This is a genomic window from Streptomyces sp. NPDC006463, from assembly GCF_042870715.1.
In the GTDB taxonomy this organism is placed as follows: Bacteria; Actinomycetota; Actinomycetes; order Streptomycetales; family Streptomycetaceae; genus Streptomyces.
The window spans coordinates 74,690-99,669 of record NZ_JBIAHP010000012.1 but is presented as its reverse complement, the minus strand read 5'-3'; the positions used below and the strand labels follow the sequence as shown (position 1 = coordinate 99,669).

The 24,980-nt window shown below is 71.2% G+C and carries 28 protein-coding genes; 14 read left to right on the top strand and 14 right to left on the bottom strand.

The genetic code is table 11. The features are described 5' to 3' along the window. Positions 1 to 90: 90 nt before the first annotated feature. The 7 genes from ACFYOB_RS22725 to ACFYOB_RS22695 all read left to right on the top strand — a co-directional run bounded on the left by ACFYOB_RS22725 (position 91) and on the right by ACFYOB_RS22695 (position 7,048). Complete coding sequence (locus tag ACFYOB_RS22725) at positions 91 to 1,833, top strand: ABC transporter ATP-binding protein (RefSeq protein ID WP_388562158.1); 1,743 nt, start codon at positions 91 to 93, stop codon at positions 1,831 to 1,833. Beyond that, a complete protein-coding gene (locus ACFYOB_RS22720) occupies positions 1,830 to 2,945 on the top strand; it encodes an ABC transporter permease (protein ID WP_388562156.1) in 1,116 nt (371 codons plus the stop codon). Before ACFYOB_RS22725 ends, ACFYOB_RS22720 begins: the two co-directional genes overlap by 4 nt. Continuing rightward, positions 2,942 to 4,207 (top strand): ABC transporter permease, encoded by a 1,266-nt coding sequence (locus ACFYOB_RS22715; protein ID WP_388562154.1) that lies wholly within the window; start codon positions 2,942 to 2,944, stop codon positions 4,205 to 4,207. The genes ACFYOB_RS22720 and ACFYOB_RS22715 overlap by 4 nt, the downstream gene beginning before the upstream one ends. Next, a complete protein-coding gene (locus tag ACFYOB_RS22710) occupies positions 4,204 to 4,602 on the top strand; it encodes a cytidine deaminase (protein ID WP_388562152.1) in 399 nt (132 codons plus the stop codon). The genes ACFYOB_RS22715 and ACFYOB_RS22710 overlap by 4 nt, the downstream gene beginning before the upstream one ends. An 88-nt stretch (positions 4,603 to 4,690) precedes the next feature. Then, positions 4,691 to 5,968, top strand: a complete 1,278-nt coding sequence (locus ACFYOB_RS22705) for a thymidine phosphorylase (protein ID WP_388562150.1) — start codon at positions 4,691 to 4,693, stop codon at positions 5,966 to 5,968. Positions 5,969 to 6,064: 96 nt separating this feature from the next. Continuing rightward, entirely contained in the window at positions 6,065 to 6,661 is a 597-nt protein-coding gene (locus ACFYOB_RS22700; protein ID WP_388562148.1) for a Uma2 family endonuclease, read from the top strand. Between the two features lie 60 nt (positions 6,662 to 6,721). Next, on the top strand, positions 6,722 to 7,048 hold the full coding sequence (locus ACFYOB_RS22695; protein WP_388562453.1) for an STAS domain-containing protein: 327 nt from the start codon (positions 6,722 to 6,724) through the stop codon (positions 7,046 to 7,048). On the opposite strand, the gene ACFYOB_RS22690 is transcribed toward ACFYOB_RS22695, so the two are convergent. Beyond that, positions 6,965 to 7,939, bottom strand: coding sequence for a sigma-70 family RNA polymerase sigma factor (locus tag ACFYOB_RS22690; protein WP_388562146.1), 975 nt, complete (start codon positions 7,937 to 7,939; stop codon positions 6,965 to 6,967). The two genes, ACFYOB_RS22695 and ACFYOB_RS22690, sit on opposite strands and share 84 nt — an antisense overlap. Before the next feature lie 189 nt (positions 7,940 to 8,128). On the opposite strand from ACFYOB_RS22690, the gene ACFYOB_RS22685 reads away from it, so the two are divergent. After that, positions 8,129 to 9,478 carry an MFS transporter gene (locus ACFYOB_RS22685; protein ID WP_388562144.1) on the top strand — a complete coding sequence of 450 codons (1,350 nt, stop codon included), beginning with the start codon at positions 8,129 to 8,131 and terminating at the stop codon, positions 9,476 to 9,478. On the opposite strand, the gene ACFYOB_RS22680 is transcribed toward ACFYOB_RS22685, so the two are convergent. Then, positions 9,454 to 10,086, bottom strand: a complete 633-nt coding sequence (locus ACFYOB_RS22680) for a L,D-transpeptidase family protein (RefSeq protein WP_388562451.1) — start codon at positions 10,084 to 10,086, stop codon at positions 9,454 to 9,456. The genes ACFYOB_RS22685 and ACFYOB_RS22680 overlap by 25 nt on opposite strands. 182 nt (positions 10,087 to 10,268) lie before the next feature. Then, positions 10,269 to 11,567 carry an MFS transporter gene (locus ACFYOB_RS22675; RefSeq protein ID WP_388562142.1) on the bottom strand — a complete coding sequence of 433 codons (1,299 nt, stop codon included), beginning with the start codon at positions 11,565 to 11,567 and terminating at the stop codon, positions 10,269 to 10,271. Between the two features lie 98 nt (positions 11,568 to 11,665). Between ACFYOB_RS22675 and ACFYOB_RS22670 the strand changes: the two genes are divergently transcribed. Next, positions 11,666 to 12,604, top strand: a complete 939-nt coding sequence (locus tag ACFYOB_RS22670) for a LysR family transcriptional regulator (RefSeq protein ID WP_328930391.1) — start codon at positions 11,666 to 11,668, stop codon at positions 12,602 to 12,604. An 88-nt stretch (positions 12,605 to 12,692) separates the two neighbouring features. On the opposite strand, the gene ACFYOB_RS22665 is transcribed toward ACFYOB_RS22670, so the two are convergent. Further along, complete coding sequence (locus tag ACFYOB_RS22665; RefSeq protein WP_388562140.1) at positions 12,693 to 13,469, bottom strand: TetR/AcrR family transcriptional regulator; 777 nt, start codon at positions 13,467 to 13,469, stop codon at positions 12,693 to 12,695. Positions 13,470 to 13,573: 104 nt separating this feature from the next. Here ACFYOB_RS22665 and ACFYOB_RS22660 point away from each other — a divergent pair, with 104 nt between their 5' ends. Next, positions 13,574 to 14,005, top strand: a complete 432-nt coding sequence (locus ACFYOB_RS22660) for a VOC family protein (protein WP_388562138.1) — start codon at positions 13,574 to 13,576, stop codon at positions 14,003 to 14,005. A gap of 198 nt (positions 14,006 to 14,203) precedes the next feature. Here ACFYOB_RS22660 and ACFYOB_RS22655 read toward each other — a convergent pair whose 3' ends face one another. From ACFYOB_RS22655 to ACFYOB_RS22645, 3 genes are all read right to left on the bottom strand, one after another. Then, positions 14,204 to 15,217: a LuxR C-terminal-related transcriptional regulator gene (locus tag ACFYOB_RS22655; RefSeq protein ID WP_388562136.1), complete on the bottom strand. Its 1,014-nt coding sequence runs from the start codon at positions 15,215 to 15,217 to the stop codon at positions 14,204 to 14,206. A 292-nt stretch (positions 15,218 to 15,509) separates the two neighbouring features. Continuing rightward, positions 15,510 to 15,878, bottom strand: a complete 369-nt coding sequence (locus ACFYOB_RS22650; RefSeq protein WP_388562134.1) for a cupin domain-containing protein — start codon at positions 15,876 to 15,878, stop codon at positions 15,510 to 15,512. A gap of 66 nt (positions 15,879 to 15,944) precedes the next feature. Further along, positions 15,945 to 16,670, bottom strand: coding sequence for an alpha/beta hydrolase (locus ACFYOB_RS22645; protein ID WP_388562132.1), 726 nt, complete (start codon positions 16,668 to 16,670; stop codon positions 15,945 to 15,947). 114 nt (positions 16,671 to 16,784) lie between these two features. Here ACFYOB_RS22645 and ACFYOB_RS22640 point away from each other — a divergent pair, with 114 nt between their 5' ends. The 3 genes from ACFYOB_RS22640 (at position 16,785) to ACFYOB_RS22630 (ending at position 19,219) form a co-directional block, all read left to right on the top strand. Beyond that, complete coding sequence (locus ACFYOB_RS22640) at positions 16,785 to 17,933, top strand: adenosine deaminase (RefSeq protein WP_388562130.1); 1,149 nt, start codon at positions 16,785 to 16,787, stop codon at positions 17,931 to 17,933. A gap of 139 nt (positions 17,934 to 18,072) precedes the next feature. Beyond that, the gene (locus tag ACFYOB_RS22635) at positions 18,073 to 18,330 is read left to right on the top strand and encodes a hypothetical protein (protein WP_388562128.1); all 258 of its coding nucleotides are present in this window, start codon (positions 18,073 to 18,075) and stop codon (positions 18,328 to 18,330) included. Positions 18,331 to 18,457: 127 nt separating this feature from the next. Next, entirely contained in the window at positions 18,458 to 19,219 is a 762-nt protein-coding gene (locus ACFYOB_RS22630) for a hypothetical protein (RefSeq protein ID WP_388562126.1), read from the top strand. A gap of 24 nt (positions 19,220 to 19,243) precedes the next feature. Here the strand turns inward: ACFYOB_RS22630 and ACFYOB_RS22625 are convergent, their stop codons facing one another. The 7 genes from ACFYOB_RS22625 to ACFYOB_RS22595 all read right to left on the bottom strand — a co-directional run bounded on the left by ACFYOB_RS22625 (position 19,244) and on the right by ACFYOB_RS22595 (position 23,749). Then, on the bottom strand, positions 19,244 to 19,444 hold the full coding sequence (locus ACFYOB_RS22625; protein WP_388562124.1) for a PspC domain-containing protein: 201 nt from the start codon (positions 19,442 to 19,444) through the stop codon (positions 19,244 to 19,246). A gap of 38 nt (positions 19,445 to 19,482) precedes the next feature. Beyond that, complete coding sequence (locus tag ACFYOB_RS22620; RefSeq protein ID WP_388562122.1) at positions 19,483 to 20,055, bottom strand: VanZ family protein; 573 nt, start codon at positions 20,053 to 20,055, stop codon at positions 19,483 to 19,485. A gap of 87 nt (positions 20,056 to 20,142) precedes the next feature. Beyond that, the gene (locus tag ACFYOB_RS22615) at positions 20,143 to 20,796 is read right to left on the bottom strand and encodes a PH domain-containing protein (protein WP_388562120.1); all 654 of its coding nucleotides are present in this window, start codon (positions 20,794 to 20,796) and stop codon (positions 20,143 to 20,145) included. Positions 20,797 to 20,821: 25 nt separating this feature from the next. Continuing rightward, complete coding sequence (locus tag ACFYOB_RS22610; RefSeq protein WP_388562118.1) at positions 20,822 to 21,445, bottom strand: class F sortase; 624 nt, start codon at positions 21,443 to 21,445, stop codon at positions 20,822 to 20,824. A 78-nt stretch (positions 21,446 to 21,523) separates the two neighbouring features. Next, on the bottom strand, positions 21,524 to 22,474 hold the full coding sequence (locus ACFYOB_RS22605) for a hypothetical protein (protein ID WP_388562116.1): 951 nt from the start codon (positions 22,472 to 22,474) through the stop codon (positions 21,524 to 21,526). A gap of 310 nt (positions 22,475 to 22,784) precedes the next feature. Further along, positions 22,785 to 23,516, bottom strand: coding sequence for a hypothetical protein (locus ACFYOB_RS22600; protein ID WP_388562114.1), 732 nt, complete (start codon positions 23,514 to 23,516; stop codon positions 22,785 to 22,787). Then, on the bottom strand, positions 23,501 to 23,749 hold the full coding sequence (locus tag ACFYOB_RS22595; protein WP_388562112.1) for a hypothetical protein: 249 nt from the start codon (positions 23,747 to 23,749) through the stop codon (positions 23,501 to 23,503). The genes ACFYOB_RS22600 and ACFYOB_RS22595 overlap by 16 nt, the downstream gene beginning before the upstream one ends. Before the next feature lie 266 nt (positions 23,750 to 24,015). On the opposite strand from ACFYOB_RS22595, the gene deoC reads away from it, so the two are divergent. Continuing rightward, positions 24,016 to 24,978, top strand: a complete 963-nt coding sequence (gene deoC / locus ACFYOB_RS22590) for a deoxyribose-phosphate aldolase (RefSeq protein ID WP_388562450.1) — start codon at positions 24,016 to 24,018, stop codon at positions 24,976 to 24,978. Positions 24,979 to 24,980 lie beyond the last annotated feature (2 nt).

The window sequence follows — 24,980 nt, the reverse complement described above, 5'->3', positions numbered from 1 at the left end:
AGCTACGTTCTGCACAACAGAGTTCGTGTTGCTTGTGGCCAGTTGGTCTCAAGTTTTCACATCCGACAGTGCTACGCGCGTAGAAGCATCGTGGACGCGATACTTTCTCTCCCCGCCCTGTCCCCCTGCCTGCCTCCGCTCCTTCCGCGCCAAGGAGAGTGCGTCATCAACGCGTCCAGCCCGCCCCCCGCCGTAGAACTGCACGGCATCACCAAGCGCTTCCCCGGCGTCGTCGCCAACAAGGACATCGCGATCACCGTCCGCAAGGGCACGGTCCATGCCTTGATCGGCGAGAACGGCGCCGGCAAGTCGACCCTGATGAAGATCCTCTACGGCATGCAGAAGCCGGACGAGGGCACCATCGCCGTCGACGGGGAGCAGGTCTCCTTCCACAGCCCCGGCGACGCCATCGCCCGCGGTATCGGCATGGTGCACCAGCACTTCATGCTCGCCGACAACCTCACGGTCCTGGAGAACGTGGTTCTCGGCGGCGAGAAGCTCTACGGCATCGGTGCCAAGGCCCGCAGGAAGATCAAGGAGATCTCGGACGCGTACGGCCTCGGCGTGCGTCCCGACGCCCTGGTCGAGGACCTCGGTGTCGCCGACCGCCAGCGCGTGGAGATCCTCAAGGTCCTCTACCGCGGTGCCAAGATCCTCATCCTCGACGAGCCGACCGCCGTGCTCGTGCCGCAGGAAGTGGACGCGCTCTTCGACAACCTGCGCGAGCTCAAGGCCGAAGGCCTGACCGTCATCTTCATCTCGCACAAGCTGGGCGAGGTGCTGAAGGTCGCCGACGACATCACCGTCATCCGCCGCGGCACCACGGTCGGCACCGCCGACCCGAAGACCGCCACCACCAAGCAGCTCGCCGAGCTGATGGTCGGCGCGGAGCTGCCCTCGCCGGAGACCCGCGAGTCGACGGTGACGGACGTTCCGATGCTGAAGGTGGCGGGCCTGACGCTCGCCGCGGGCGACGCCGTCGTCGCCGAGCCGGAGATCCTGGTGCGCCAGGAACCGGCGGACTCGGCCCTCTACGAGCACGTCGAGGCCGGCCGCCTCCTGCTGGACGACGTCAGCTTCACCATCCACAAGGGCGAGATCCTCGGCATCGCCGGTGTCGAGGGCAACGGCCAGACCGAGCTGATCGAAGCCCTCATGGGCATGAACTCCGCGGACGCGGGCGTGATCACGCTGGACGGCCGGGACATCACCAAGGCCCCGGTGCGCGAGCGCCGCACGGGCGGCATCGGCTACATCCCCGAGGACCGCCACCGGCACGGCCTGCTGCTGGAGTCCCCGCTGTGGGAGAACCGCATCCTCGGCCACGTCACCGAGGCGCCCAACTCCAAGCGCGGCATCCTCGACCTGAAGGCGGCCCGCAAGGACACCGAGCGGATCGTGCGCGAGTACGACGTGCGCACCCCCGGCATCGAGGTCACCGCGGCCTCGCTCTCCGGCGGCAACCAGCAGAAGCTGATCGTCGGCCGCGAGATGAGCCACAACCCCAAGTTCCTCATCGCCGCCCACCCCACCCGTGGCGTGGACGTCGGTGCGCAGGCGCAGATCTGGGACGCGATCCGCGACGCCCGCCGCGAGGGCCTGGCCGTCCTCCTGATCTCCGCCGACCTCGACGAGCTCATCGGCCTGTCCGACACGCTGCGCGTCATGTACCGCGGCCGCCTGGTGGCGGACGCCGACCCCGCGACCATCACCCCGGAGGAGCTCGGCACCGCCATGACGGGCGCCGCTTCCGGGCACCTGGAAGCAACCGACAACCACTCCGCCACCGGTACCGAGGCCGGTACCGATGCCCCGGAGGACGAGGCCCGATGAAGAAATTCGACAAGGACCGGCTGATCCTCGGCATCGCCGGGCCGGTGCTGGCGCTGGTCAGCGCCTTCCTGCTGACCATGATCGTGCTGGCCGCGACGGGCATCGACCCGATCGAGCCGCTGCGTCTGATGGTGGAGAACGCCGGCTACGAGGACGTCCAGGTCCTCATCGTGAACCAGGCCGGTACGTACTACCTGGCGGCCATGGCCGTGGCCATCGGTTTCCGGATGAATCTCTTCAACATCGGCGTCGACGGTCAGTACCGCCTCGCGGCGATGCTCTCCGCCGTGGTCGGTGCGGCCGTGACCCTGCCGGGCCCGCTGCACCTGCTGCTGATCATCCTCGTGGCGATGCTCGTCGGTGCCTTCTGGTCGGGCATCGCCGGTGTCCTCAAGGCCAAGCGCGGCGTCAGCGAGGTCGTCTCCACGATCATGCTGAACGCCATCGCGACCAGCCTGATCGCCTGGCTGATGCTGACGAAGAACCTCGGTGTCCAGCTGGAGGGCTCCAACGACCTGACGACCGGCGACATCGCCGAGTCCGGCTGGTTCCCGGCCCTGTCGATCGGTGACGGCCTGGAGATCTACGGCTTCACCTTCGTGGCCTTCGCCCTCGGCATCGTCTACTGGTTCGCGCTCAACCGGACCCGCTTCGGCTTCGACCTGCGCGCCACCGGCGCCAGCGAGACCGCCGCCCAGGCCTCCGGCGTGGACGCCAAGAAGATGATCATCACCGCGATGCTCATCTCCGGCGCGGTCGCCGGTCTGGCCGGCATGCCGCAGCTGCTCGGCGAGACGCACACCTACAACCTGGCCTTCCCGACCGGTGTCGGCTTCACCGGCATCACCATCGCGCTGCTCGGCCGCAACAACCCGGTCGGCATCTTCTTCGCCGCGTTCCTGATGGCCTTCATCGACAAGGCCTCCGCCTCGCTCGACCAGGCCGGGTACGCGAAGGAGATCGGCACGATCATGAAGGGCCTGATCGTGCTCGCGGTCGTGGTCTCGTACGAGCTCATCCGCCGTTACGGCATCCGCCGCCAGCAGCAGAAGGTCGGCGAGGAACTGGCCGCGGGCCACGCCATCAAGACCGATAAGGAGGTCGCGGCGTGAGCACCAGCACTGTCTCCGCGACGGCCGCCGCACCGAAGAAGTCGGGCGGCCGCAAGAAGCTCACCCTGCCCTGGATCATGCTGATCATCGCGGGCGGTCTCGCGCTGCTCTCGCTGGTCCGCGTGATCAGCGGGGCCAACGACCTGACCTCCGCCGGCCAGGTCTCCGGCGCCCTCTCCCTCGCGGTGCCGATCGGCCTCGCCGGCCTCGGTGGCCTGTGGGCCGAGCGCTCGGGCGTCGTCAACATCGGCCTCGAAGGCATGATGATCCTCGGCACCTGGTTCGGTGCCTGGGCCGGCTTCCAGTGGGGCCCGTGGACCGGTGTCCTCGCCGGTGTCATCGGCGGCGCCATCGGCGGTCTGCTGCACGCGATCATCACGGTCACCTTCAACGTCAACCACATCGTTTCCGGTGTGGCCATCAACATCCTGGCGCTGGGCTTCACCCAGTACCTGTCGAACTTCACCTTCGCCGACGCCCCGGGCGGCTCCTCCAAGCAGTCCCCGCAGGTCGAGCCGATCTACAAGATCACCGTGCCAGGGCTTTCGGACTGGATGGCCGATCTGCAGGGCAAGCACTGGTTCTTCGTCTCGGACCTCGCCGGCGTCATCGGCGGCCTGGTCACCGAGCTGTCGCTGCTGACCGTCGTCGCGCTGCTGATGATCCCGGGCACCTGGTGGGTCCTGTGGCGCACGACCTTCGGCCTGCGGCTGCGCTCCTGCGGTGAGAACCCGGTCGCCGCCGAGTCCCTCGGCGTCAACGTCTACAAGTACAAGTACATCGCCGTGATCGTCTCCGGCGGGCTCGCGGGCCTCGGCGGCGCGTTCCTGTCGATCGTCGCCAGCCCCATCTACCAGGAGGGCCAGACCGGCGGCCGCGGTTACATCGGTCTCGCCGCGATGATCTTCGGTAACTGGATGCCGGGCGGCATGGCGCTCGGTGCGGGCCTGTTCGGCTTCATCGACAGCCTCAAGCTGCGCGGTGGCGCCGAGAACGTCCACGCGATGCTGCTGCTGATCGCGATCCTGCTGCTGCTCGTCGGTGCCTGGCAGCTGTACAAGAAGAAGTACGTCCAGGCCGGTGTCTCGGCGGTCTGCGCCGCGCTGCTGTTCCTCTGGTACGCGACGACCGACTCGGTGCCGAGCCAGTTCGTGGACGCGGCCCCGTACCTGACGACGCTGCTCGTGCTCGCGCTCTCCGCGCAGCGCCTGCGCATGCCGAAGGCGGACGGCCTGCCGTACCGCAAGGGCCAGGGCAAGTGACGGCGGTGCCCGCCGTCGACTGGGAAGCCCTGCGCGAGGCGGCCCGGGACGCGATGTCCCGGGCGTACGCCCCGTACTCGGGCTTCCCGGTCGGTGTCGCCGCGCTCGTCGACGACGGCCGCACGATCGTCGGCTGCAACGTGGAGAACGCGAGCTACGGGCTCGGCCTGTGCGCCGAGTGCGGCCTGGTCTCCTCCCTGCAGGCCACGGGCGGAGGCCGGCTGACGCACTTCACCTGCGTCGACGGCCGGGGTGAGATCCTCGTCCCGTGCGGCCGCTGCCGCCAGCTACTGTTCGAATTCGGCGGACCGGAACTGCTGGTGGAGACCCCGAAGGGGGTCGTCCCGCTCGCGGAGATGCTGCCCCAGGCCTTCGGGCCCGACCACTTGAGATAGCCGTGTCGACGGCCCTTCGCCCCGCGGGGCGAAGGGCCGTCGTACTTCCCCGAACCCCTCTCTCTATGCGCGTAGAAGGAAGCACCTCATGGACGTCATCTCCGTCATCCGGACCAAGCGGGACCGCGGTGAGCTGAGCCCCGAGCAGATCGACTGGGTCATCGACGCGTACACGCGCGGTGTCGTCGCCGACGAGCAGATGTCGGCGCTGGCGATGGCCATCCTCCTGAACGGGATGAACCGGGCCGAGATCGCCCGCTGGACCGCCGCGATGATCGCGTCCGGTGAGCGCATGAACTTCGACTCCCTCTCCCGCCCGACCGCCGACAAGCACTCCACGGGCGGCGTCGGCGACAAGATCACGCTTCCGCTGGCCCCGCTCGTCGCCGCCTGCGGCGCGGCCGTTCCGCAGCTGTCGGGCCGCGGGCTCGGCCACACCGGCGGCACCCTCGACAAGCTGGAGTCCATCCCCGGCTGGCGCGCGCTGCTCTCCAACGAGGAGATGCTGCACGTCCTGGACACCACCGGTGCGGTCATCTGCGCGGCGGGCGACGGCCTGGCCCCGGCGGACAAGAAGCTCTACGCCCTGCGCGACGTGACGGGCACGGTCGAGGCCATCCCGCTGATCGCCTCCTCGATCATGTCGAAGAAGATCGCCGAGGGTACGGGCTCGCTCGTCCTGGACGTCAAGGTCGGCAGCGGCGCCTTCATGAAGAACATCGAGGACGCGCGCGAGCTGGCGCGGACCATGGTGGGCCTCGGCACCGACTCGGGCGTCAAGACCGTCGCCCTCCTGACGGACATGTCCACGCCGCTGGGCCTGACCGCCGGAAACGCGCTGGAGGTCCGCGAGTCGGTGGAGGTCCTGGCGGGCGGCGGCCCCGCCGACGTGGTCGAGCTGACCATCGCGCTGGCCAAGGAGATGCTGGACGCGGCGGGCATCAAGGACGCCGACCCGGCGAAGGCCCTGGCCGACGGCTCCGCGATGGACCACTGGCGCCGGATGATCGCGGCCCAGGGCGGCGACCCGGACGCGGCGCTGCCGGTCGCGCGCGAGCAGCACGTGGTGACGGCCCCTGCCTCGGGCGTCCTGACCCGCCTCGACGCGTACGCGGTGGGCGTCGGCGCCTGGCGCCTCGGCGCGGGCCGCGCCCGCAAGGAGGACCCGGTGCAGGCGGGCGCGGGCATCGAGCTGCACGCGAAGCCGGGCGACACGGTGACGGCGGGCCAGCCGCTGATGACCCTGCACACGGACACCCCGGAGAAGTTCGCCTACGCCCTGGCGGCGCTGGAGGGCTCCCACGACATCGCCCCGGCGGGCACCTCGTTCTCCGCCACGCCGATCGTCCTGGACCGCATCGCCTGACCTGCGACTTCCCTTTCGGGTGAACGGGACCGGTGGACCCCCGCCGGTCCCGTTCGGCATGCTGGGATCGGTGACGAACCGATTGAGGAGCAATCGATGAGCGCACTCACCGTCCAGCCTGAGTCACGTGGTGGCGACAGCTGGGACGCGCTTGTCCGTCTCTGGGAGGAGATGGACTGGCCGGAGGGCTGCAAGGTGGAGATCATCGAGGGGATCATCACCGTGGCGCCCACGCCTGCCAACCAACACAACCTCATCGCCGGAGAGGTGCAGCGCAAGCTCTACTCGGTCCTCCCCGACGATTGGGGCATCTACCAGACCCAGAGTGTGGCGGTCCCGTCCCGCAAAGGCATGTTCATCCCGGACCTTCTGGTGATGCCGACGGAGGTCCTCTCCGAGTCCGAGTCCGTGTACTACGTGCCCGCCGCCGCTGCGGAACTCGTTGTCGAGATCACATCACCTTCGAACGCATCGCACGACCGCATCGCGAAGGTTGCCGGATACGCGCAGGCTGGTGTTCCGCTGTACCTCCTCATCGATGCGTTCGCCGGGGGCGGCCCGACGGTCACGCTGTACGGAGAGCCCAGTGACGGGGTCTACCGAGTGCTCCAGGCCGGCAAGTTCGGCGACACCTTCCGGCTGCCCGCGCCCTTCGGCATCGACCTCGACACGTCCCCCTTCCCCACCCCCTGAGGCGATTCGCCTGCGCCGATGAGTTCCGGGCCACGGCGGAGTCATCCCCTCGTGGAGATCATGCGACTCGTGCTGCCCGGGCCAACTCCGACCGCGCAGGACACGGCCCGGCTGTGTGCCCGGCTCGCCCTGCTGTACGACAGCGGGGCGTCCGCCGTGGTGTGCGAGGCGGCGGCCGTCACCGCGCCGAGCCTCGGCACCGTCGAGGCGTTGGCCCGGCTGCGGATGACCGCCGGGGCCCGGCCCTTCCGGATCACCGGGGCCGGGCCGGCCCTGCGCGCCCTTCTGGACCTCGTAGGCCTGTCAGAGCTGCTCGGGGAGGCCGAAGAGCGGGAACCACCGGGCGGTGTCCAGGAAGGCGTTGAGCCCGACGATCTTGCCGTCTGATATTTCCAGCACCTGGAGCGCCCACGGGGTGTGGCCCGTCCCCGAGGCGGCCGGCCGGTACTGTCCGAAGGCCGGCATGCCGTTCGCCGTGGTCGGGATCAGGCGGGAGCCCTTGCAGCCGATGCCCTGGTTCAGGTGCCAGGCCGCGATGTCCTCGTGGCCCTGGAGCCACAGGTCGAACGGCGGCATCGACAGCACCGCGTCCTCGTGCAGGAGCGTGGTGAGCCGCGAGATGTCGTAGGCCTCGAAGGCGGTCAGGTACTGCTCCAGCAGCTTCGCCTGGTCCGCGTCCAGCGGGTCGGCGGCCTCGCTCTCGCGGATCCGGCTGCCGGCCAGCGTGGCCCGGGCCCGCTGCAGGGCGCTGTTCACCGAGGCCACCGTGGTGTCCAGGAGCGTCGCGACCTCGTCCGCCTTCCAGGCCAGTACCTCACGCAGGATCAGCACCGCCCGCTGCTTGGCCGGCAGGTGCTGGAGGGCCGCGACGAACGCCAGCCGTACGGATTCCCTGGCGAGGGCCATCTCCGCCGGGTCGGCGGTCTGCGGCAGGACCCGCCCGTCCGGCACCGGCTCCAGCCAAGTCACTTCGGGCCGTTCGTTCAGCACGGCGGAGGCCTGGTGCTGGGGGGCGGACAGGTCCATCGGGCGGGCCCGCTTGTTCCCCGCGCTCAGCAGGTCCAGGCAGACGTTGGTGGCGATCCGGTACAGCCACGACCGCAGCGAGGATCGCCCCTCGAACTTCTCGAAGCTGCGCCAGGCACGGATGTACGTGTCCTGCACCGCGTCCTCGGCGTCGAAGGACGAGCCGAGCATCCGGTAGCAGTACCCCGTCAGCTCGACCCGGTAGCGGTCCAGCGCGGTGTCCAGGTCGGTGCTGGTGGCGAGGTCGCTCATGTCCGTTCATCCCCCTGGTGGTTCCCGGTACTTCGGAAACTACCGGAGGGGTCTGACAGTCGCAGCAGGACGGAATGTCTATCGACATCAAGTATCTTGACGTCAAGATTGATGTGGGGCAGGCTTCCGTCATGTATCTCGATATCGAGACACTTCGAGGTGCGTGGACTGCGGAGGGGGAGGCCCGGAATGCGGCGCGGCACGGAGACCCGGAAGGCGCGACGGGGGGAGCCCGGCCTGCTGGCGCAGCTGCGCCGACCGCCGGGAGGCCGCGACGCGCGGATCATGCTGCTCGCCCAGCTCCTGGACCGCGCCGGTACGGGCGTATGGGCCGCGTCCTCGGTCCTGTACTTCACCTTCGTGGTCGGACTCGACGCCGGGCAGCTGGGCCTGCTGGTGGGCGCGGCAGGAGTGGCCGGCATCGCCGGATCACCGCTGGCGGGCCACCTCGCCGACCGCTTCCCGGTGCGCTCCCTGCTGATCGGCTGCCACCTGCTCCGCCTCGGGACCCTCTGCGCGCTGCTGCTGGTCACCCGCTTCGGCGTGCTGCTGCTCGTGGTGGCCGTCACGTACCTGGGCGACCGGGCGGCCAAGACGCTGGAGATGCTCTTCGCCACCCGGGTCGCGGGCGAGCGGCGCTCCACGTACCAGGCACTGTCGCGCAGTTCGGCGAACGCCGGGTACGCGCTCGGCGCGGGCCTCGCCGCGATCGGCCTCGCCGTCGGGACCCGGGGCGCCTACCAGGTGCTGATCCTGGCCAACGCGCTGTCGTTCCTCGTGGCCGCGGCCCTGGTGTGGCGCACCCGCGAGCCGCGCGGCCGCGGGCTCGTGGCCGCACGGCCCGGCGACGTTGCTCCGCAGACGGCGGGCGGGGAGGCAGCAGGGCCCGGGGCGGCCGGGGCGGCCGGGCGCAGTCCCTGGCGGGACCGCGGCTACCTCCGGTTCGCCCTGCTGGACGTCCCGATGAACCTGGACGACTCGATCCTCGGTGTCGGCCTGCCGCTGTGGCTGGTGCACCACACCGCGGCGCCGCACGCCCTGGTCCCGGCGTTCCTGGTCATCAACACCGTGCTCGTCGTCGTCCTGCAGTTGCGCGTGTCGGCGAAGGTCCAGGGCCCCCGCCAGGCGGCGGGAGCCGTCGCCGTGTACGGACTGACGACGCTCGCGTGCTGCGTCCTCCTGGCCACCGCCACCGGCGGCGGGATCTGGTCCGCCTCGGCGGCCCTGCTCGCCGCGGCGGTCCTGGCCACGGCGGCAGAGCTGATGCGCTCGGTGAGCTCCTGGGAGCTGGCGGTCTCCCTCGCGCCCCGGGAGGCGCGCGCCTCGTACCTCGGCGTGGCCGGCATGGCCCAGTCCGTCCAGAAGTCCGCCGGCCCACTGCTGCTGACCGGCGCGGTGATGACGGCGGGCCCGGCGGGCTGGCTGGCCCTCGGGGCGGCGGTGGCCGGGCTGTCCCTCGTGCAACGACGCGCCAGCCTGCGGCGGTTGGACGCCCTGGCGCAGGCCGACAGGCCCTACGTGCCGGGCTTGCGGCCGTAGACGTAGACGTCCTCGCCGTTCCCCAGCAGGTTCCAGTACGCCTTGGCGTCGGCGGGCCGCATGTTCACGCAGCCGCCCGAACCCGGCGGGTTCCACATGCTCTTGGTGGTCGAGTGGAACGCGATGCCGCCGTCGAAGAACTGCGCGTACGGCATCGCCACGTCGTAGATCGTCGACCAGTGGTCGATGCTCCGGTAGTAGATCTTCTTCAGGCCGGTCCGGGTCTCCGTGCCGTCCTTGCCCGTACGGACCGGGACGGGGCCGTACTTCAAGGCGGCGCCGTCCTGGATCCAGCTGAGCTGCCGCGTCAGGTCGACACAGGCGATGCGCCCCCGGTTCACCGGGCAGGCACCGTCCCTGTTGGGTGTGGTGCCGGCCGCCCGCTGGGCCAGCATGGTGCTCATCGTCTGCCAGGTCAGCGGTCCGGCGTAGCCCTGCGTCGGGGTTATGCCGTGGCTCGCCTGGAAGGCCCTGATGGCCGTGCAGTCGGCCGCCGACTGCCAGCCGTCCACCGGCCGCCCCAGGAACTGTTCCACCTGCCGCTGGTACGGCCCGGTGCCGAGGTTGCAGGATGCGGCCCGGGCCGCTCCGCCGCCCGCCACCACCATCGGCAGCGCGAGCGCCACCGCCCCGCCGAACACCGCGGCGGCCCGCCGCCCCGCGCGCAGGCGCTTCGTCAGCATCCCCATCAGGTCCTCCCCTTCGCGGATACGTCTCCTGTTGAATGCCCGGAAACCAGCGCGAGTTGCATGAGAAGGGGACGTATTTCCCGCCGTTCCCGGCGAGTTCTTCAGCGCGCGGCCACAGCCGGAGTCGGCATCCGCCGTTCCGCGCGGGCCGCGTGGGACCCGTACAGCGTGATCGATACGACGCCGAGGACGGCCAGCAGGGCGATGCCGACCGTGGCCGCCCAGCCTGCGGAGTGGTAGGCGAGCGCGCCCAGGGTGCCGCCCGCGCTGGAGCCCAGGTAGTACGCGGACTGGTAGAGCGCGGAGGCCTGCGCACGGCCCGACTTCGCGGTCCGGCTCACCGCGGCCGAAGCCACCGCGTGCCCGGCGAAGAAGCCCGCCGTGATCAGGACCAGGCCGGTCAGGACCGCGGCCAGGGAGTCGGACAGCGACAGCAGCAGCCCCAGCGCCGTGGTGGTCACCGCCAGGTACAGCGCGCCCCGGCGGCCCGCGCGGGCCACGAGCTGCCCGGCGGCGGCCGAGGAGACCGTACCGACCAGGTAGATCAGGAAGATCGACCCGATCACGCCCTGCCCGAGCGAGAACGGCTCGTCCACCAGGCGGTAGCCGATGACGGTGTACACGGCGCCGAAGACGGTCATGAACAGCGCGCCGATCCCGTACAGCCGCAGCAGCAGCGGATCGCGCAGGTGACCGGCGACCGTACGGCCCACCGCGCGCGGGTTCAGCGACGCCGGACGGAAGAACCGCGCCCGGGGCAGCAGCACCAGGAACGCCGCCGCGCAGGCCAGCGACATCAGCCCGACGGCCAGCAGACCAACCCGCCAGCCGCCCAGCTGCGCCGCCCAGCCGGTGACCATGCGACCGCTCATGCCGCCGATGGAATTGCCCGCGACGAACAGACCGATCGCCCCGACCAGGGCCTTCGGCTTGACCTCCTCCGCCAGGTACGCCATCGCGGAAGCCGGGATCCCGGCGATCGCCGCGCCCTGGACGGCGCGCAGCGCCACCAGCCACTCCAGGTTCGGCGCGAAGGGCACCAGCAGGCCGACGCCCACGGCCACCGCCATCGACCAGGTCATCATCCGGGTGCGCCCGAACCGCTCGGACAGCGCGCTGAGCGGCAGGACGAACAGCGCGAGCGCGCCCGTGGCCGCGGACACCGTCCAGCTGGCCTGACCCGCCGTCACCCCGAAGCCGTCGGAGATCGCGGGCAGCAGCGCCTGGGTGGAGTAGAGGAGGGCGAAGGTGGCGAGGCCGGCGGCGAACAGCGCGAGGGTCATCCGGCGGTAGCCGGGACGGCCGGGCTCACGGCCCTCAGGGGTGGTGGTCTCGGGGGCCGGGAACGACGCGGTGGAGGCACCCGGGATGACGGGTGCCCCGGTATGAGCGGGAGACATACCTCGAAGGTAGGCCCGTGTTTTTCATGCGTCCAATGCACGGATTCGCGATAATCGATCCACTCACGCATCAGTACAGCTCAGGGCGGCGCATGTCGATGAACCGTTACGAAGAAGACGTGTCGGTGACACGTTTGCTGGCCCCGCGCCTCGCGTACTTCGCGGCCGTCGCCCGGCACGAGCACGTCACCCGGGCCGCCCACGAACTGGGCGTCCCGCAGTCCACCCTGTCGCGGGCCATGGTCCGCCTCGAACAGGACCTGGGCGTCACGCTGTTCGCCCGCAAGGGCCGCACCGTCGCCCTCACCACCGCGGGCCGCACCTTCCTGGCCTCGACCGAACAGGCCCTGGACGGGATCGCCCGCGCCGCCGAATCCGTCCAGCAGGACGCCGACCCGGCCTCCGGCAAGGTCGCCTTCGGCTTCCTGCACACCCTGGGCTCCGAGACCGTACCCGGCCTCATCCGTGCCTTCCGCGCCGACCACCCGCGCGTGCGCTTCTCCCTCGTCCAGAACTACGGCGAGGCGATGCTGGAGCGGCTGCGCGCGGGCGAGCTCGACCTCTGCCTCACCTCGCCCCTGCCCGACGCCCCCGACCTCGTCGCCCGCCGCCTCGACGAACAGCGCCTGCGCCTCGTCGTCCCCGACGACCACCGCCTCGCCGGCCGCAAGCGCATCCGCCTCGCCGAGGCCGCCGAGGAAACCTTCGTCACCCTGGAGCCCGGCTACGGTCTGCGCCGCATCACCGACGACCTGTGCGCCGAGGCCGGCTTCACCCCCCGCGTGGCCTTCGAGGGCGAGGAGGCCGAGACCCTGCGCGGCCTGGTCGCCGCCGGCCTCGGCGTGGCCCTCCTGCCACCCCCGGCCGTGGCCCGCCCGGGCGTCGTCGAGCTGACGGTCACCGCCCCGCGCGCCGTCCGCGAGATCGGCCTCGCCTGGCTCGACGGCCACCCCGACACCCCACCGGTCGCGGAGTTCAAACGCTTCCTGCTCTCCCGCCGCGGCCGCCTGATCCCCGAACTGGAGCCGCCGGTCTAGCGTCCTGCGCCACGGTGGAGGTCCAGGAACCGTGCCGCCCGGCGGACATCACCGGGTACCGCTGACCCACCGGCCGCCTTTCCCCGCCCTACCGCGGCTCCGCCCCGCCCGCATGCAGCTCGGCCCACCGCTCCAGCCCTTCCAGCACGCACTGGAGCCCGAAGGCCCACACGGCGTCCGGGTCGTAGGCACCGGCGGCCTCGCCCACCCGCCCGGCGAGCGGATACCGCTCGGCGTCGATCACCCGGGCGAGCAGCGGCCCGACCTCGGCCCACCAGTCGTCGTCGCTCTGCCGGCCGTTCAGCTCGGCCGCGTCGGCGGCCGCCCGGGCGCTGGAGTGGACGAAGCCCAGCAGGTGGCTGAGGGCGGCGTCCCGTTCGGCGTCGGGCAGGCCGATGCCCTCGAACGCCGCCAGCTCGTGCTCGTACTTGCCGATCACACCGGGGCCCAGGGGCGGGCGGGTGACGGACATTTCGGCGATCCAGGGGTGGCGCACCAGCAGGGCCCGGTTGTCCCCGGCGACCCGGGTGACCCGGTCCCGCCACGGCTCGTCCGGGCAGAACGGCGTCAGCTCCATCCGCCCGTACGCCTCGTCCAGCATGAGGTCGAACAGTTCGGCCTTGCCCGGGACGTACGTGTAGACGGTCATCGGCGTGACCCCGAGCCGCTGGGCCAGGGCGCGCATGGTCAGGGCGTCCAGGCCTTCCGCGTCGGCCAGTTCGACCGCCGCGCCGACCACCGCGTCGACGGTCAGCCCTTGGCGGGGGCCGCGCCGCCCTGCCGACGGCTCCGGGGTGCCGGCCTCGCGCCACAGCAGCTCCAGGGTGCGGACGGGGTCCCCACCCCCACTGCGGTTCTTCGTCACGGCTCCTCCATTCCTTCGGAAATATGGTGCGCCAAAACTCTGTATGACGTATAGAGTACATCGTACAGAGAAAGCTCGAGAGTCACCCCTCAGCGAGGAGTTCCGTGCAGATCGCCGACACCGCCATATGTCTGACCGTTGACGACGTTCCCGCCTCCGCCTCATTCCTGACCAGGTACTTCGGCTACGCCGAGGCCATGGCCGCCGACGGCTTCGCCTCCCTCCGCCACCCCGACGCACCCAACGTGATCTTCCACCGGCGGGGTCTCGAAGTGCTCCCCGAGGGCTTCCGCGACCGGCACGCGGACGGGGTGATCCTCGCGTTCGTCGTGAGTGACCTGCGCAAGGAGTACGAGCGACTGCGCGCCGAAGGGGTCACCATCACCCTGGAGCCGCGCGAGGAGTCGTGGGGCGAGCGACTGTTCATGGTCGCCGACCCCAACGGGGTCCCCATCGAGCTGGTCGAATGGGCCACGGAGAACGGAAGCGGAAGCGGGGGCGGGAGCGGGGGCGGGAGCGCGGAGGCGCAGGCGTGAGCCTCCCCTGCGAACCCGGCCGTCGGCCACCAGTTGATCCGGGTGCGGGGAGCCCGCGAGCCCCCGTCCGCGGCTCGCGCCGGTCCGACCCCGACACGTAGACCGGACTGTTGAACCCGGTCCGGATCTGGCTGATCGCCGCCGTACGGCTCCTCGACGCCCGCAAATATTCGTGACGAGGAGCCGGGCGCGGCACCGTCACCTGACCGGCCGGCCGGGTGCCTGCGGCGGCTGCGCGGACAGCAAGTACCCCGCCTGGAAGCGGGACTTGGCGCCGACGGCCCGCATGATCCCGGCGATGTGCCGCTGGCAGGTCCGCTCGGACATGCCGAGCCGCCGCGCGATCGCCTTGTCCTCCAGCCCCTCCGACAGCAGCCGTACGATCGTCTGCCGCAGCTCGTCCGAGACCGACCGCGCCGCCTCCGGACTCACCGTCACCGGAAAGGGCTCCGCCCCCACCCAGGACCGCTCGAAGGCCGCCGTCATGAAGTGCACGACATTCGGCTCGCGCACCACCAGCGCCGCCCCGCTGCGGTCCGGTACCCCCATCAGCCCCGTGTGGTCGTCGAAGACCAGCATCCGCATCAGCCCGTCGCCCAGGGTCCGTACCTGCGCGCCCAGCGCCGTCACCCGCTCGACGTACGCCGCCGTCGGCCGCGAGTACCGCGCCGTGTGCTGGTAGATCGTGCGCATCCGGACCCCGCGCGCCAGCAGCGACTCGTCCCGTCCGATCGACTCCTCCAGCGTCTCCAGCGGCCGGCCCCCGCCGGGCTGCGAGGTCAGCATCTCCCGCTCGCACGCCGCGGCCAGCTCCGCGATCAGTCCCCGTACCGCGCCGAGGTCGGTCACCAGCTCCAGGCGCCCCGAACCGCTCAGGTCCCGGTGCGCGGTCCCCGCCTCGTACGCCGGCACCAGCGTCTCCAGCCGCCCCCGCAGCCGGTCCATCTCGTCGTGGGTCTCCCGCACGAGCAGAGCCAGCGGGGCCAGCGCCCGGGCCGCCGCGGCACGGGGCGCCACCGCGCTCCACCGGTCGGGCCCGCCGCACGGCGCCCGCTGGAGCAGGTGCGCGGCGGCCAGCTCGGTGATCGCGGCGGCCGTGCGCACGCCCAAGGCCTCGGTGGCCTCGGCCGCGTCGAAGGCGTTGCGTTCGACCGCGTACGCATACAGGCGTCGGGCCGCGGGGCTGAGATCGTCGGCTCGATCAGCTGGCATACGCGTATTCGTCCCGGTCTGCGACTGTTCGTAAACCCCTCGTGTTCCCGCAAGGCGGTAAGACGACGCCTGCCCGGCGGCGATCGGCATATGCCGAAGAGGCACAGTGGCCGCACGGCGTGAAGGGGGCACGCCGTGTGGGTGCCCGCACCGTGGTGGTCGCGCCGGGATCCATCGGTGCCATCCGACCGTGAGGGGGCGGAGCGGCGGGCACGGACGGACCGGCGCGACCACCGGTAGCCCGTCGGGCACGTCGGGCACATCGGGGCCGTCGGCCGTAGCGGCGGACGCGTCAGCCGGAAGGCTTCGCGTAGTCGACGTATCCGGTCCAGTCCAGCGCGACACAAGGCTCGTCACCCAGGACCCAGGCGTCGTGTCCGGGTGCGATCTGGATGAAGTCGCCGGGGCCGATCTCGCCGCTCTCCCCGTCGTCCATGACGATCTTCATGCGCCCGCTCACCACGTACCCCGTGTGAGCGGACTGGCAGCTGTCCGTACCCGCCAGCGGCTTGATGTGCTCCGACCAGCGCCATCCAGGCTCGAAGACGGCGCGCCCGACGGCCCCGCCCTCGGTGTTGAACAGGTCCAGCCTGCCCTTGCCGTCCTCGAACGGACGCGTCTCGTCCGGCTTGTCGAAGTTCTTGCTCTGCAGTCCGGCCATGCTTGATCGCCTCCGGGAGGAGAAAGCCCCGAGTCCACTCCTCACGTTACCCGCGGCAGCCGCCCGTCACCTGCGCAGCGATCGCCCGAACCCCGACGCCAGCGGCATCCGCAGGCCCAACGGCGGGGGAGCGGCGAGCGCGTCCGTCACCGGCCGTGAGTACCGTCCCGAGAACACCGAGCCCAGTACGAAGTCCACGACCAGCGCGACGACTTCCGGCTGGTGCTCGCGCAGCCCGTGCCCGTCCGAGTGCACCTCGAAGCGGCAGGTCGACCGGTTGGCCTTCTTCGCCCGGGCCGCGAGCTGAAACGATGCCTCTGGGTCACTGCGCGCGTCGTTCGTGCCGTGCACGATCAGCACCCGCCGTCCCGACAGCTGTTTCACCGGTTCGGGCGAGTCCGCCGCGGCCGCCGCATTCTCCAGGCAAGGGGCCAGCGACACCACGGAGTTGACGGCGTGGTGGCCCGCCGCCCGCAGCGCGGCAAGGCCGCCCGCGCCGTAGCCGGCCAGGCACACCGGCACGTCCCCGTACCGCCGCACCGCCTCATCCGCCGCCCATCCCGTCTGGTCCTCGCGGGAGGATCCCCCGCCGTGGATGACGGTGTGCGCGACCAGCCCCTCCGCCCCGCCCGCCCGGACCAGCGCCCGCCCGAGGGGGCGCAGTGGACCGGGGGAGAATCTGGACGCTCCGGGAAGCAGGAGCACCACACCACTGACCGTCGACCCCGAGCCGTTCGCGCCGGCCGCCCGCCCCAGGCGGGCCCCGCGCGCCGGCGGCGCATGCTGTGCCATGACGGAACAGTCTCAGACGCCGAGGTGTACGCCATCCGTCCGCGCGGTCACTGTTACATATCTGCGGCCGTCGTCGGCGCGTCGCTCTACGCGCGTAGGAGTTAGAGTGCCCAGATGACGAGCGAGACCCCCAACCTGCCGACCCCGGATCAGATCCGCCGCTCCCCGAAGGTGCTGCTGCACGATCACCTCGACGGTGGACTGCGCCCCGGGACCATCATCGAGCTGGCCCGTGAGGCCGGCTACGAGAACCTCCCCGAGACCGACGCCGACAAGCTCGGCATCTGGTTCCGGGAAGCCGCCGACTCCGGTTCCCTTCCGCGCTACCTGGAGACCTTCGCCCACACCTGCGCGGTCATGCAGACGAAGGAGGCCCTCTTCCGGGTCGCCGCCGAGTGCGCCGAGGACCTGGCCGAGGACGGCGTCGTGTACGCCGAGATCCGCTACGCCCCCGAGCAGCACCTGGAAGCCGGCCTGACCCTCGAAGAGGTCGTCGAGGCCGTGAACGACGGCTTCCGCGAGGGCGAGCGCCGCGCGAAGGCGAGCGGTCACCGCATCCGCGTCGGCGCCCTGCTGACCGCGATGCGCCACGCCGCCCGCGCGCTGGAGATCGCGGAGCTGGCCAACCGCTACCGCGACAACGGCGTGGTCGGCTTCGACATCGCCGGCGCCGAGGCCGGGTTCCCTCCCACCCGCCACCTCGACGCCTTCGAATACCTCAAGCGCGAGAACAACCACTTCACGATCCACGCGGGCGAGGCCTTCGGTCTGCCGTCGATCTGGCAGGCCCTGCAGTGGTGCGGTGCCGACCGCCTCGGCCACGGCGTGAAGATCATCGACGACATCGAGGTCGCCGCCGACGGCTCCGTGAAGCTGGGCCGCCTGGCCTCGTACGTCCGGGACAAGCGCATCCCCCTGGAGATGTGCCCGACGTCGAACCTGCAGACGGCCGCGGCCGCCTCGTACGCCGAGCACCCGATCGGTCTGCTGCGCAAGCTGCACTTCAGGCTCACGGTGAACACCGACAACCGCCTGATGAGCGGCACCAGCATGAGCCGCGAGTTCGAGCACCTGGTGGACACCTTCGGCTACTCGCTCGACGACATGCAGTGGTTCACCGTCAATGCGATGAAGTCCGCGTTCATTCCTTTCGATGAACGACTGGCCATGATCAATGAGGTCATCAAGCCTGGTTATGCGGAACTGAAGTCGGAGTGGCTGTTCCAGCAGACCGCTTCCACCAGGGGTTCTGTCTCGGCGTAGGCCACGGCATGACGTACTGAAAGCGCCCGGGAGGAGCAATTCCCGGGCGCTTTCTCGTATTTACTGATGTTTGCGGGCGGGGGTTTTACGTGACTAGTTTGCGGAGCCGCTCAATTCCCCTCCGCAAGGACTATTTTTCATGAAGCAGTCAGCTGCCAAGATCCTCGGTGCCGCCGCTCTCGGTGCCGCCTTCGCCGCCGTCGCCGCCGGTACCGCCTCCGCCGCCGCCCTCCCGGCCGTCGGTCTCACCGACGCGCTGGGCACTGCCACGGGTGCGCTCCAGGGCGTCACCAGCCCGCAGCAGACGGGCGCCCAGGGGGGCCAGCAGTCGAGCGACCCCACCTCCTCGGTCACCGGCCTGCTGAACCCGCTCACCGGCGCCCTCAACGGCGGCTGACGCTGTCCCGATGCGAACGCGCGCACGGCGGTCGTACGCCTCTTCGGCGAGGTGTGTGTACCGCCGTGCCGTGTGCCACGATCACCATCAACTGCCCGCCGACCCCATCGGTATGAGGTTCTTGGTCATGCGCATGAAGGCACGAGCGACGATGGTCGCGCTGGTCCCCGCCCTGCTGCTCGCGGCGGTCGGCTGCGCCGGTACGGGCAGCCCCGCGAAGGACAAGGCCCCGGACCCCAAGGGTTCCGCGAGTCAGGCCTCGGGAGCGCCCGGCGGCCCGGCGGCGACCGCCCCCGGCGGCTCCGCCGCACCCAAGACCGGCAGCAGGCTGGAGCGGTCCGCGCTGGAACAGGGCGACCTGCCCGGCTACCAGATCTCCGCCCAGGGCAAGAACCCGAGCGCCCCGAACGGTCAGCCGCAGGCCGACAAGAAGGCCTGCCAGCCGCTTGCCGACATCATGGGCGACAAGCCGGACCCTGCCGCGCGCGAGACCGTCAACCGCGGCGTCGGCTCCCTGAAGCAGGTCGGACTCGCGGTCTCCGCCTCGGTCAGCTCCTACGCCGAGAGCGACGCCAAGACGCTCATCGCCCGCCTCAAGGCCGCCGTCGCCGCCTGCGGTACGGGCTTCTCCGCCACGGTCGAGAAGCAGACCGGCAGCTACCGCGAGGTGCGGGCCGCCCACTACCGCACGTCCGGCGACGAGAGCGTCAGCTGGACCACGACCGCGGCCGCCCAGGGCGTCTCGGCACAGGTCCACCTGGTCGTCGTACGCGAGGGAGACACCGTCGTGCGGCTGATGGCCCTCAATGTGGCGGCCGGCCAGCAGAAGACCCAGGTGCCGCAGGAAGTCGCCGACAAGCAGCTGGAGAAGGTCCAGCGGGCCGGCTGACGCCCCCCCGGTCCGACGGAGGGCCTACCAGGCGGTGGAGGCGGACTTCTCGTTCGGCAGGAGCAGCCACAGCGCCAGGTAGATCAGGAACTGCGGGCCGGGCAGCAGGCACGAGACGACGAATATGACGCGCATCGTGTTCGCGGAAATTCCGAAGCGGCGCGCCAGTCCGGCGCAGACTCCGCCGATCCACCGGCCGTCACGGGGGCGGGCAAGGGCGCTCATGGGGTTCTCCTTAATCGGGATCGCTTTTCTGCGATGCCTCAATACTCCCGGGGAACCGCCGACAGGACCTCGGTCCAGGGGCCGAGCCCGACCCTGGTAATTCTCGGGGTGGCCCCCTGATAAGCGGTGCGTGAACGCCTCATCCGGGCGCGCAGCGCCGGTACGACGGCCGCGTGCGCGAGCAGCACCCCGACGGTGTTCAGCAGGACCGAGTCCACGTCGACCACCTGGCCCGGCACCGCGGTCTGGAGCATCTCGATGCACACCGAGACCAGCGCGCCCGCGGCCGCGGTCCGGGCGAGCGAGGACCACGCGGACAGTGCCGACGGCGCGAGCCGCCCGCTGACCAGCGGCAGCAGCACCCCTAGCGGGGCGAGCAGCGCCAGCCCCTCGCCGATCCGGTGGGCGGCCTCCAGCGGCCCGTAGGCGAGGTCGGCCCTGATCCCCTCCAGCGGGCTCAGATTGGCGGCCGCGGCCCAGGGCACGTCCAGCGGCCGAAGAGTCAGCCAGCCGACGACCAGGAGGTGGGCGACCAGCAGGACGGCTGCCAGGAGCCGGAACCGGAGATGAATGGCGGTGGCGGCGCTGCCGCCGGCCTCATTGCGCTGCACACCTGCGAGGACGCACCGTCCGGTGGCCCTGGTTCCGCCCGGGGTGAGATGTGCTGGGGAGCACGTACGGGGGCGCAGAAGGACCGGTCAGCCCGTGGCGAGGAGCACGATCAGCACCAGCGCGCCGGCCACGACCGGCGCGATGATCTCGTACGACCACGTCACGCGCACGCTGCCCTGGGCGCCGGGCCGCGAGGCACCGCGCTCCGCCAGGTCCCGCAGCTCGTCCACGACCCGGTCGGCCTCGGCCCGCTGCGGCTCGGCCGGTACGGCAGGCTTCTGCGCATCCGAGGAGGACGGCCCCGGGCCGCCGGGCCCGCCGCCGCGGCGGCCGGGCTGCTGTTGCTGCTGGCGGGCCGCCTTCTTGCGCTCGCGCAGCGAGACGGGGACGGACCAGAGCTGATACTTCGAACCCTCCGCCAGCACCTCGGCCGAGTACCCGGCGCGCACCGAGTCCACGGCCGCCCACGGCAGCTCGATGACCCGGAAGGGGTTGCGTACGCGCAGCCGGTCGGCATTGGCGAAGACGGCCGGGCGGATGGTGAAGGCCACGACCAGCGGTACGGCGCAGAGCGCGACCGCGAGCGCGATCCACGGGCTGTTCCCGGAGCCGCGCACCACGGCGTCCCCGCAGAGCCACGCGATCAGGGCGAGCAGCAGCACGCCCGTGACCACGGCCATGGAGGAGCGGTAGACCCGGTCGTCGTACACCGGTTCATCAGAGGGCTGCTGGCTGCTCATGCGGTCGATTCTGCCCCACGCCGTCTCAGCTGACGAGATCGGCGTACAGGATGATGTTGTCGGGCCGGTGGCCGTCGGTGATCTCGCCGCCGCAGGTGATGACGCGCAGCTCCGGGCGGGTGGTGTCCCCGTACACCTTTTCGGTGGGGAACTGCTTCTTGCCGACCTGCTCCAGTTCGCGGACGCGGAAGACGGCGGTGCTGCCGTCCGCCCGGGACACCGTGATCTCGTCACCGGTGTGGACCTTGGAGACGTCCTTGAGCACGGCGGGGCCGCGCGCGGTGTCGAAGTGCCCGATCAGCACGGCGGGACCGGTCTCGCCGGGGGTGACGCCCTTGCCGTACCAGCCGACCTTGTCCGCTTCGGCCACGGAGGGCACCTCGACCGTGCCGTCGGCGGCCAGCCCCAGCTTCAGCAGCGGCGAGGCGTCCACCCCGGCCGCCGGGATCCGTACGCGTACGGGCGCGGAGGCGGGCATCGGGGCGGCCGACGCCGGGGCGGCGGGGGCGGTGGTCGGCGTGACCGAGGGCGGGGCGGCGGAAGGCGCGGCGGCCCCGGGCGCGGGTGCGGTGGTGGTGGCCGCGCCGCAGCCGGTCAGGGCGGCGGCGAGGAGGACGGCGGCGAGCATGGGGCGGGCGCGGTGGGCCATGGAGTGCTCCGGGGACGGCTTTCGGCGGGCCACCGGATCGGTGGCCCGCCGGAGGAGGGCAGGGGGGAAGCGGGGGCGTCAGCCCTGGGTTGCGCGTCGGCGGCGCAGGACCACGCTGGCGCCCAGGGCCCCGAAGGCGGCGATCAGGCCGGCGCCGGCCGCCATGGTGGCGGTGCCGCCGGCGCCCGAGGCGGTCTCGGCCGGGAGCTCGGCGCCCGCGGCGACCGGGCCCTTCGGGACCACCGTCGTCTGGCCCGCGGTCTGCGGCTTCGTCGGGGCGGGGGTGGTGGGCTTCGTCACCGGCTTGTCGTCGGTGAACTTGTAGTTCGGCTTGCACCCCTTGGGGAACGCGGGGAAGGAGGTCCGGCCGACCGTGCTGTTGCCACCCTCGGTCTTCCACTCGAAGACGGGAGTGGCGCTGCTGGGGTTCACGATCCGGGCGATGATGCCCGCGGACTCGGGCAGCGAGGGTTCGGTGCGGTACAGAGTGGCAAAGGCGCGACCGTCCGGGTCGGCGATGAGGGAAGCTTGCGGGCCGTTCTCGGTCACGCGCAGCTCGGCCCGCATGCCGCCACCCATCGGCTGCCCCTTGAGCCCCGAGCGGCAGTCGGCGCCGGCCTCGGCGGCCGGCAGCGGGTACGACTTGGTGACGCCGTTCATGAACACGGTGAGCACCGGCGCGGCCGTGTCCGCCTTGGTGAGCTCGAAGATCACCCCCTGCTTCGACACCTTGGTGTGCGCACGGTCGAGGGTCGCGACGATGCCCGGCTCGGTCTTGCCGTCGATGACGGCGCGGATCTCGACGCGCGGCCCCCCAGCTGCGGAGTTGCTCATGTGCGCGACCAGGTTCCCGCCGAGGTCGGCCGTCTCGTCGCCGGACGCGGCCGCGCTCGTCGCCGCAACCGCCTGCTGGGCGACCGGGGCGGCGCCCGGCATGCCGGACGCGGCGAACGCCGTGCCGGCGGCTGGGGCCAGGAGCGCGCCGGCGAGGGCGGCCGTGACGATGGAGGTGCGGAGGGCGGTACGCATAACGACTCCTGAAGCGTGGGTGAGGAGGGTGGAGGAGAGCCGCATGCCGCGTTGCGTCTGTTCGGTCTTGTTCACCGGGTCAGGTGTGGCGGGCTGCTGAAGACAAATCTATGGATCTCGTGCGCGCGGACGATCTGCCTCCTGTCATGGCCGTGTAACGGCCGAACGCGTGTCGGAATGGAGGTGTCGATTCCCTATCGGATCCGCCTGAAGCTCGCCCGGAAAAGCGCCCGGAAAAGCGTCCGAAATAGTGCCCGTAAAAGTGTCCGGAAACGCCTCAGGCGGGCATGGACAGGGGGATGCGGGTGCGTCAGCGCTGGGTGGCGCGGGCGCGGCGGCGCAGGGCGAAGGCGGTGCCCACCCCGGCGAGGACGGCGGCCAGGGCGGCGCCCAGCGCGGTGGTGGAGCCCGCGGACTCCTCGGAGGCCGCGACCTCGGCACCGGCCGCGACCCCGCCCTTGGGCACGACGGAGGTCTGGCCGGCGGTCTGCGGCTTCGGGGCGGCCGGGGTGGAAGGCGTCGCGGACGGCTTCGTGACGGGCTCGTCGGACGGAGCCGTCTCCGGCAGCGGCGTCCGGGTCGGCTTCTGCAGCGTGTAGTTGAAGGTGCAGCCCGGGTGGAGCTTCGGGAAGGAGGCGTGGCCGACCGGAGCGCCGTTCTGCACGTGCCACTCCAGGAGCGGCTCGGCGGAGCTCGCGTTCAGGATGCGGACCTCGCCCTCGGAGGCCGGCAGCGCGGGGTTCTTGCGGGTGAGGGTCCGCCAGGCGGTGTCACCGGAGGCCGGGCCGAACAGCTCGGCCCGCGGGCCCTCCGGAGAGGTGGTCATCCGGACTTCGAGGCCCCGGCCCAGGGCCTTGGTCACCGGCCCGCTCACGCACTCGGAACCCTGGCCCCCGGGCAGCGGGTAGGAGGTGTCCGTGCCCTCCTTGGTCACGACGAGGTTCTGGACGTGGATCTCGCCGCCCTCGACGAGCTTCAGCTGCAGCTTGCCGCCCGTGGCGGAGCGGTGCGCGTCGTCCAGCACCGTCAGGACCCGGCCCATGTAGTCGTCGCCCTGCTTCCAGTCCTTGGAGACGGCGCGGATCCAGGCCTCGGGGCCCTCGCCTTGTGGCGCAGCACCGCGACGACGCCCTCGTCGATGTCGGGGACGGAGACAGAGCCGGAAGCGGCCGCGGTGCCGGCCGGTGCGACCGCGAAGGCGGTACCCGCGGCCGGGGCCAGTAGGGCGCCGGCGATGACGGCGGTGGCGAGGGCGGAACAGACGGCGGTACGCATAACGACTCCCGGAAGCAGAGTGAGGAAGAGGGAGGAGGCGCATGCCGAGGTTCTGGCGGGCTGCTGAGAAAGAATTTACGGATCTCGTCCGACCGGACCGTGGGGCTCCCGTCATCGCCGCGCAACAGCAAAAGCGGAGGTCAGCGCTCCGCTAGGCCGATCCGCGGTCCGGCCCGGCCGCGCCCGGATGTGGCCGACCCCGCACAGATGTGCACCCGTGGGGGGTGACAGGTCGCTACGCGCGTAGATATGCTCATCTGGTGACCATGCCCACCACCCTCACCGCATTCGCTGACGTGACGACGTCCGACAGTGCGCTGCGCCGCTTCCTGCACGGGCTGCCCGGCGTCGACGCTGTCGGTCTGGAGGCCCGCGCGGCCTCCCTCGGCACCCGTTCGATCAAGACGACGGCCAAGGCGTACGCCATCGACCTGGCCATCTCGATGATCGACCTGACGACGCTGGAAGGCGCGGACACCCCGGGCAAGGTCCGGGCGCTCTCCGCCAAGGCCGTCAACCCCGATCCGACCGACCGCAGCACCCCGATGACGGCCGCCGTCTGCGTGTACCCCGACATGGTGGCCACCGCGAAGAAGGCGCTGAACGGCGCCGACGTCAAGGTCGCCTCCGTCGCCACCGCGTTCCCGGCCGGCCGCGCGGCCCTGCCCGTCAAGCTCGCGGACACGGCCGACGCCGTGGCCGCCGGCGCCGACGAGATCGACATGGTCATCGACCGTGGCGCCTTCCTCGCCGGCCGCTACCTCGACACCTACGAGCTGATCAAGGCCGTCAAGGAAGCGTGCGTGCGCCCCGACGGCACCGCGGCCCGCCTCAAGGTCATCTTCGAGACCGGCGAGCTGTCCACGTACGACAACATCCGCCGGGCCTCCTGGATCGGCATGCTCGCGGGCGCCGACTTCATCAAGACGTCGACGGGCAAGGTGGGCGTCAACGCCACCCCGGCCAACACCCTGCTCATGCTCGAAGCCGTACGCGACTTCCGGGAGCAGACTGGAATCCAGATCGGCGTGAAGCCGGCCGGCGGCATCCGCACCACCAAGGACGCGATCAAGTTCCTGGTCCTGGTCAACGAGACCGCGGGCGAGGACTGGCTGAGCAACCACTGGTTCCGCTTCGGCGCCTCCAGCCTGCTCAACGACCTGTTGATGCAGCGCCAGAAGCTGAGCACCGGCCGTTACTCCGGTCCCGACTACGTGACGGTGGACTGATC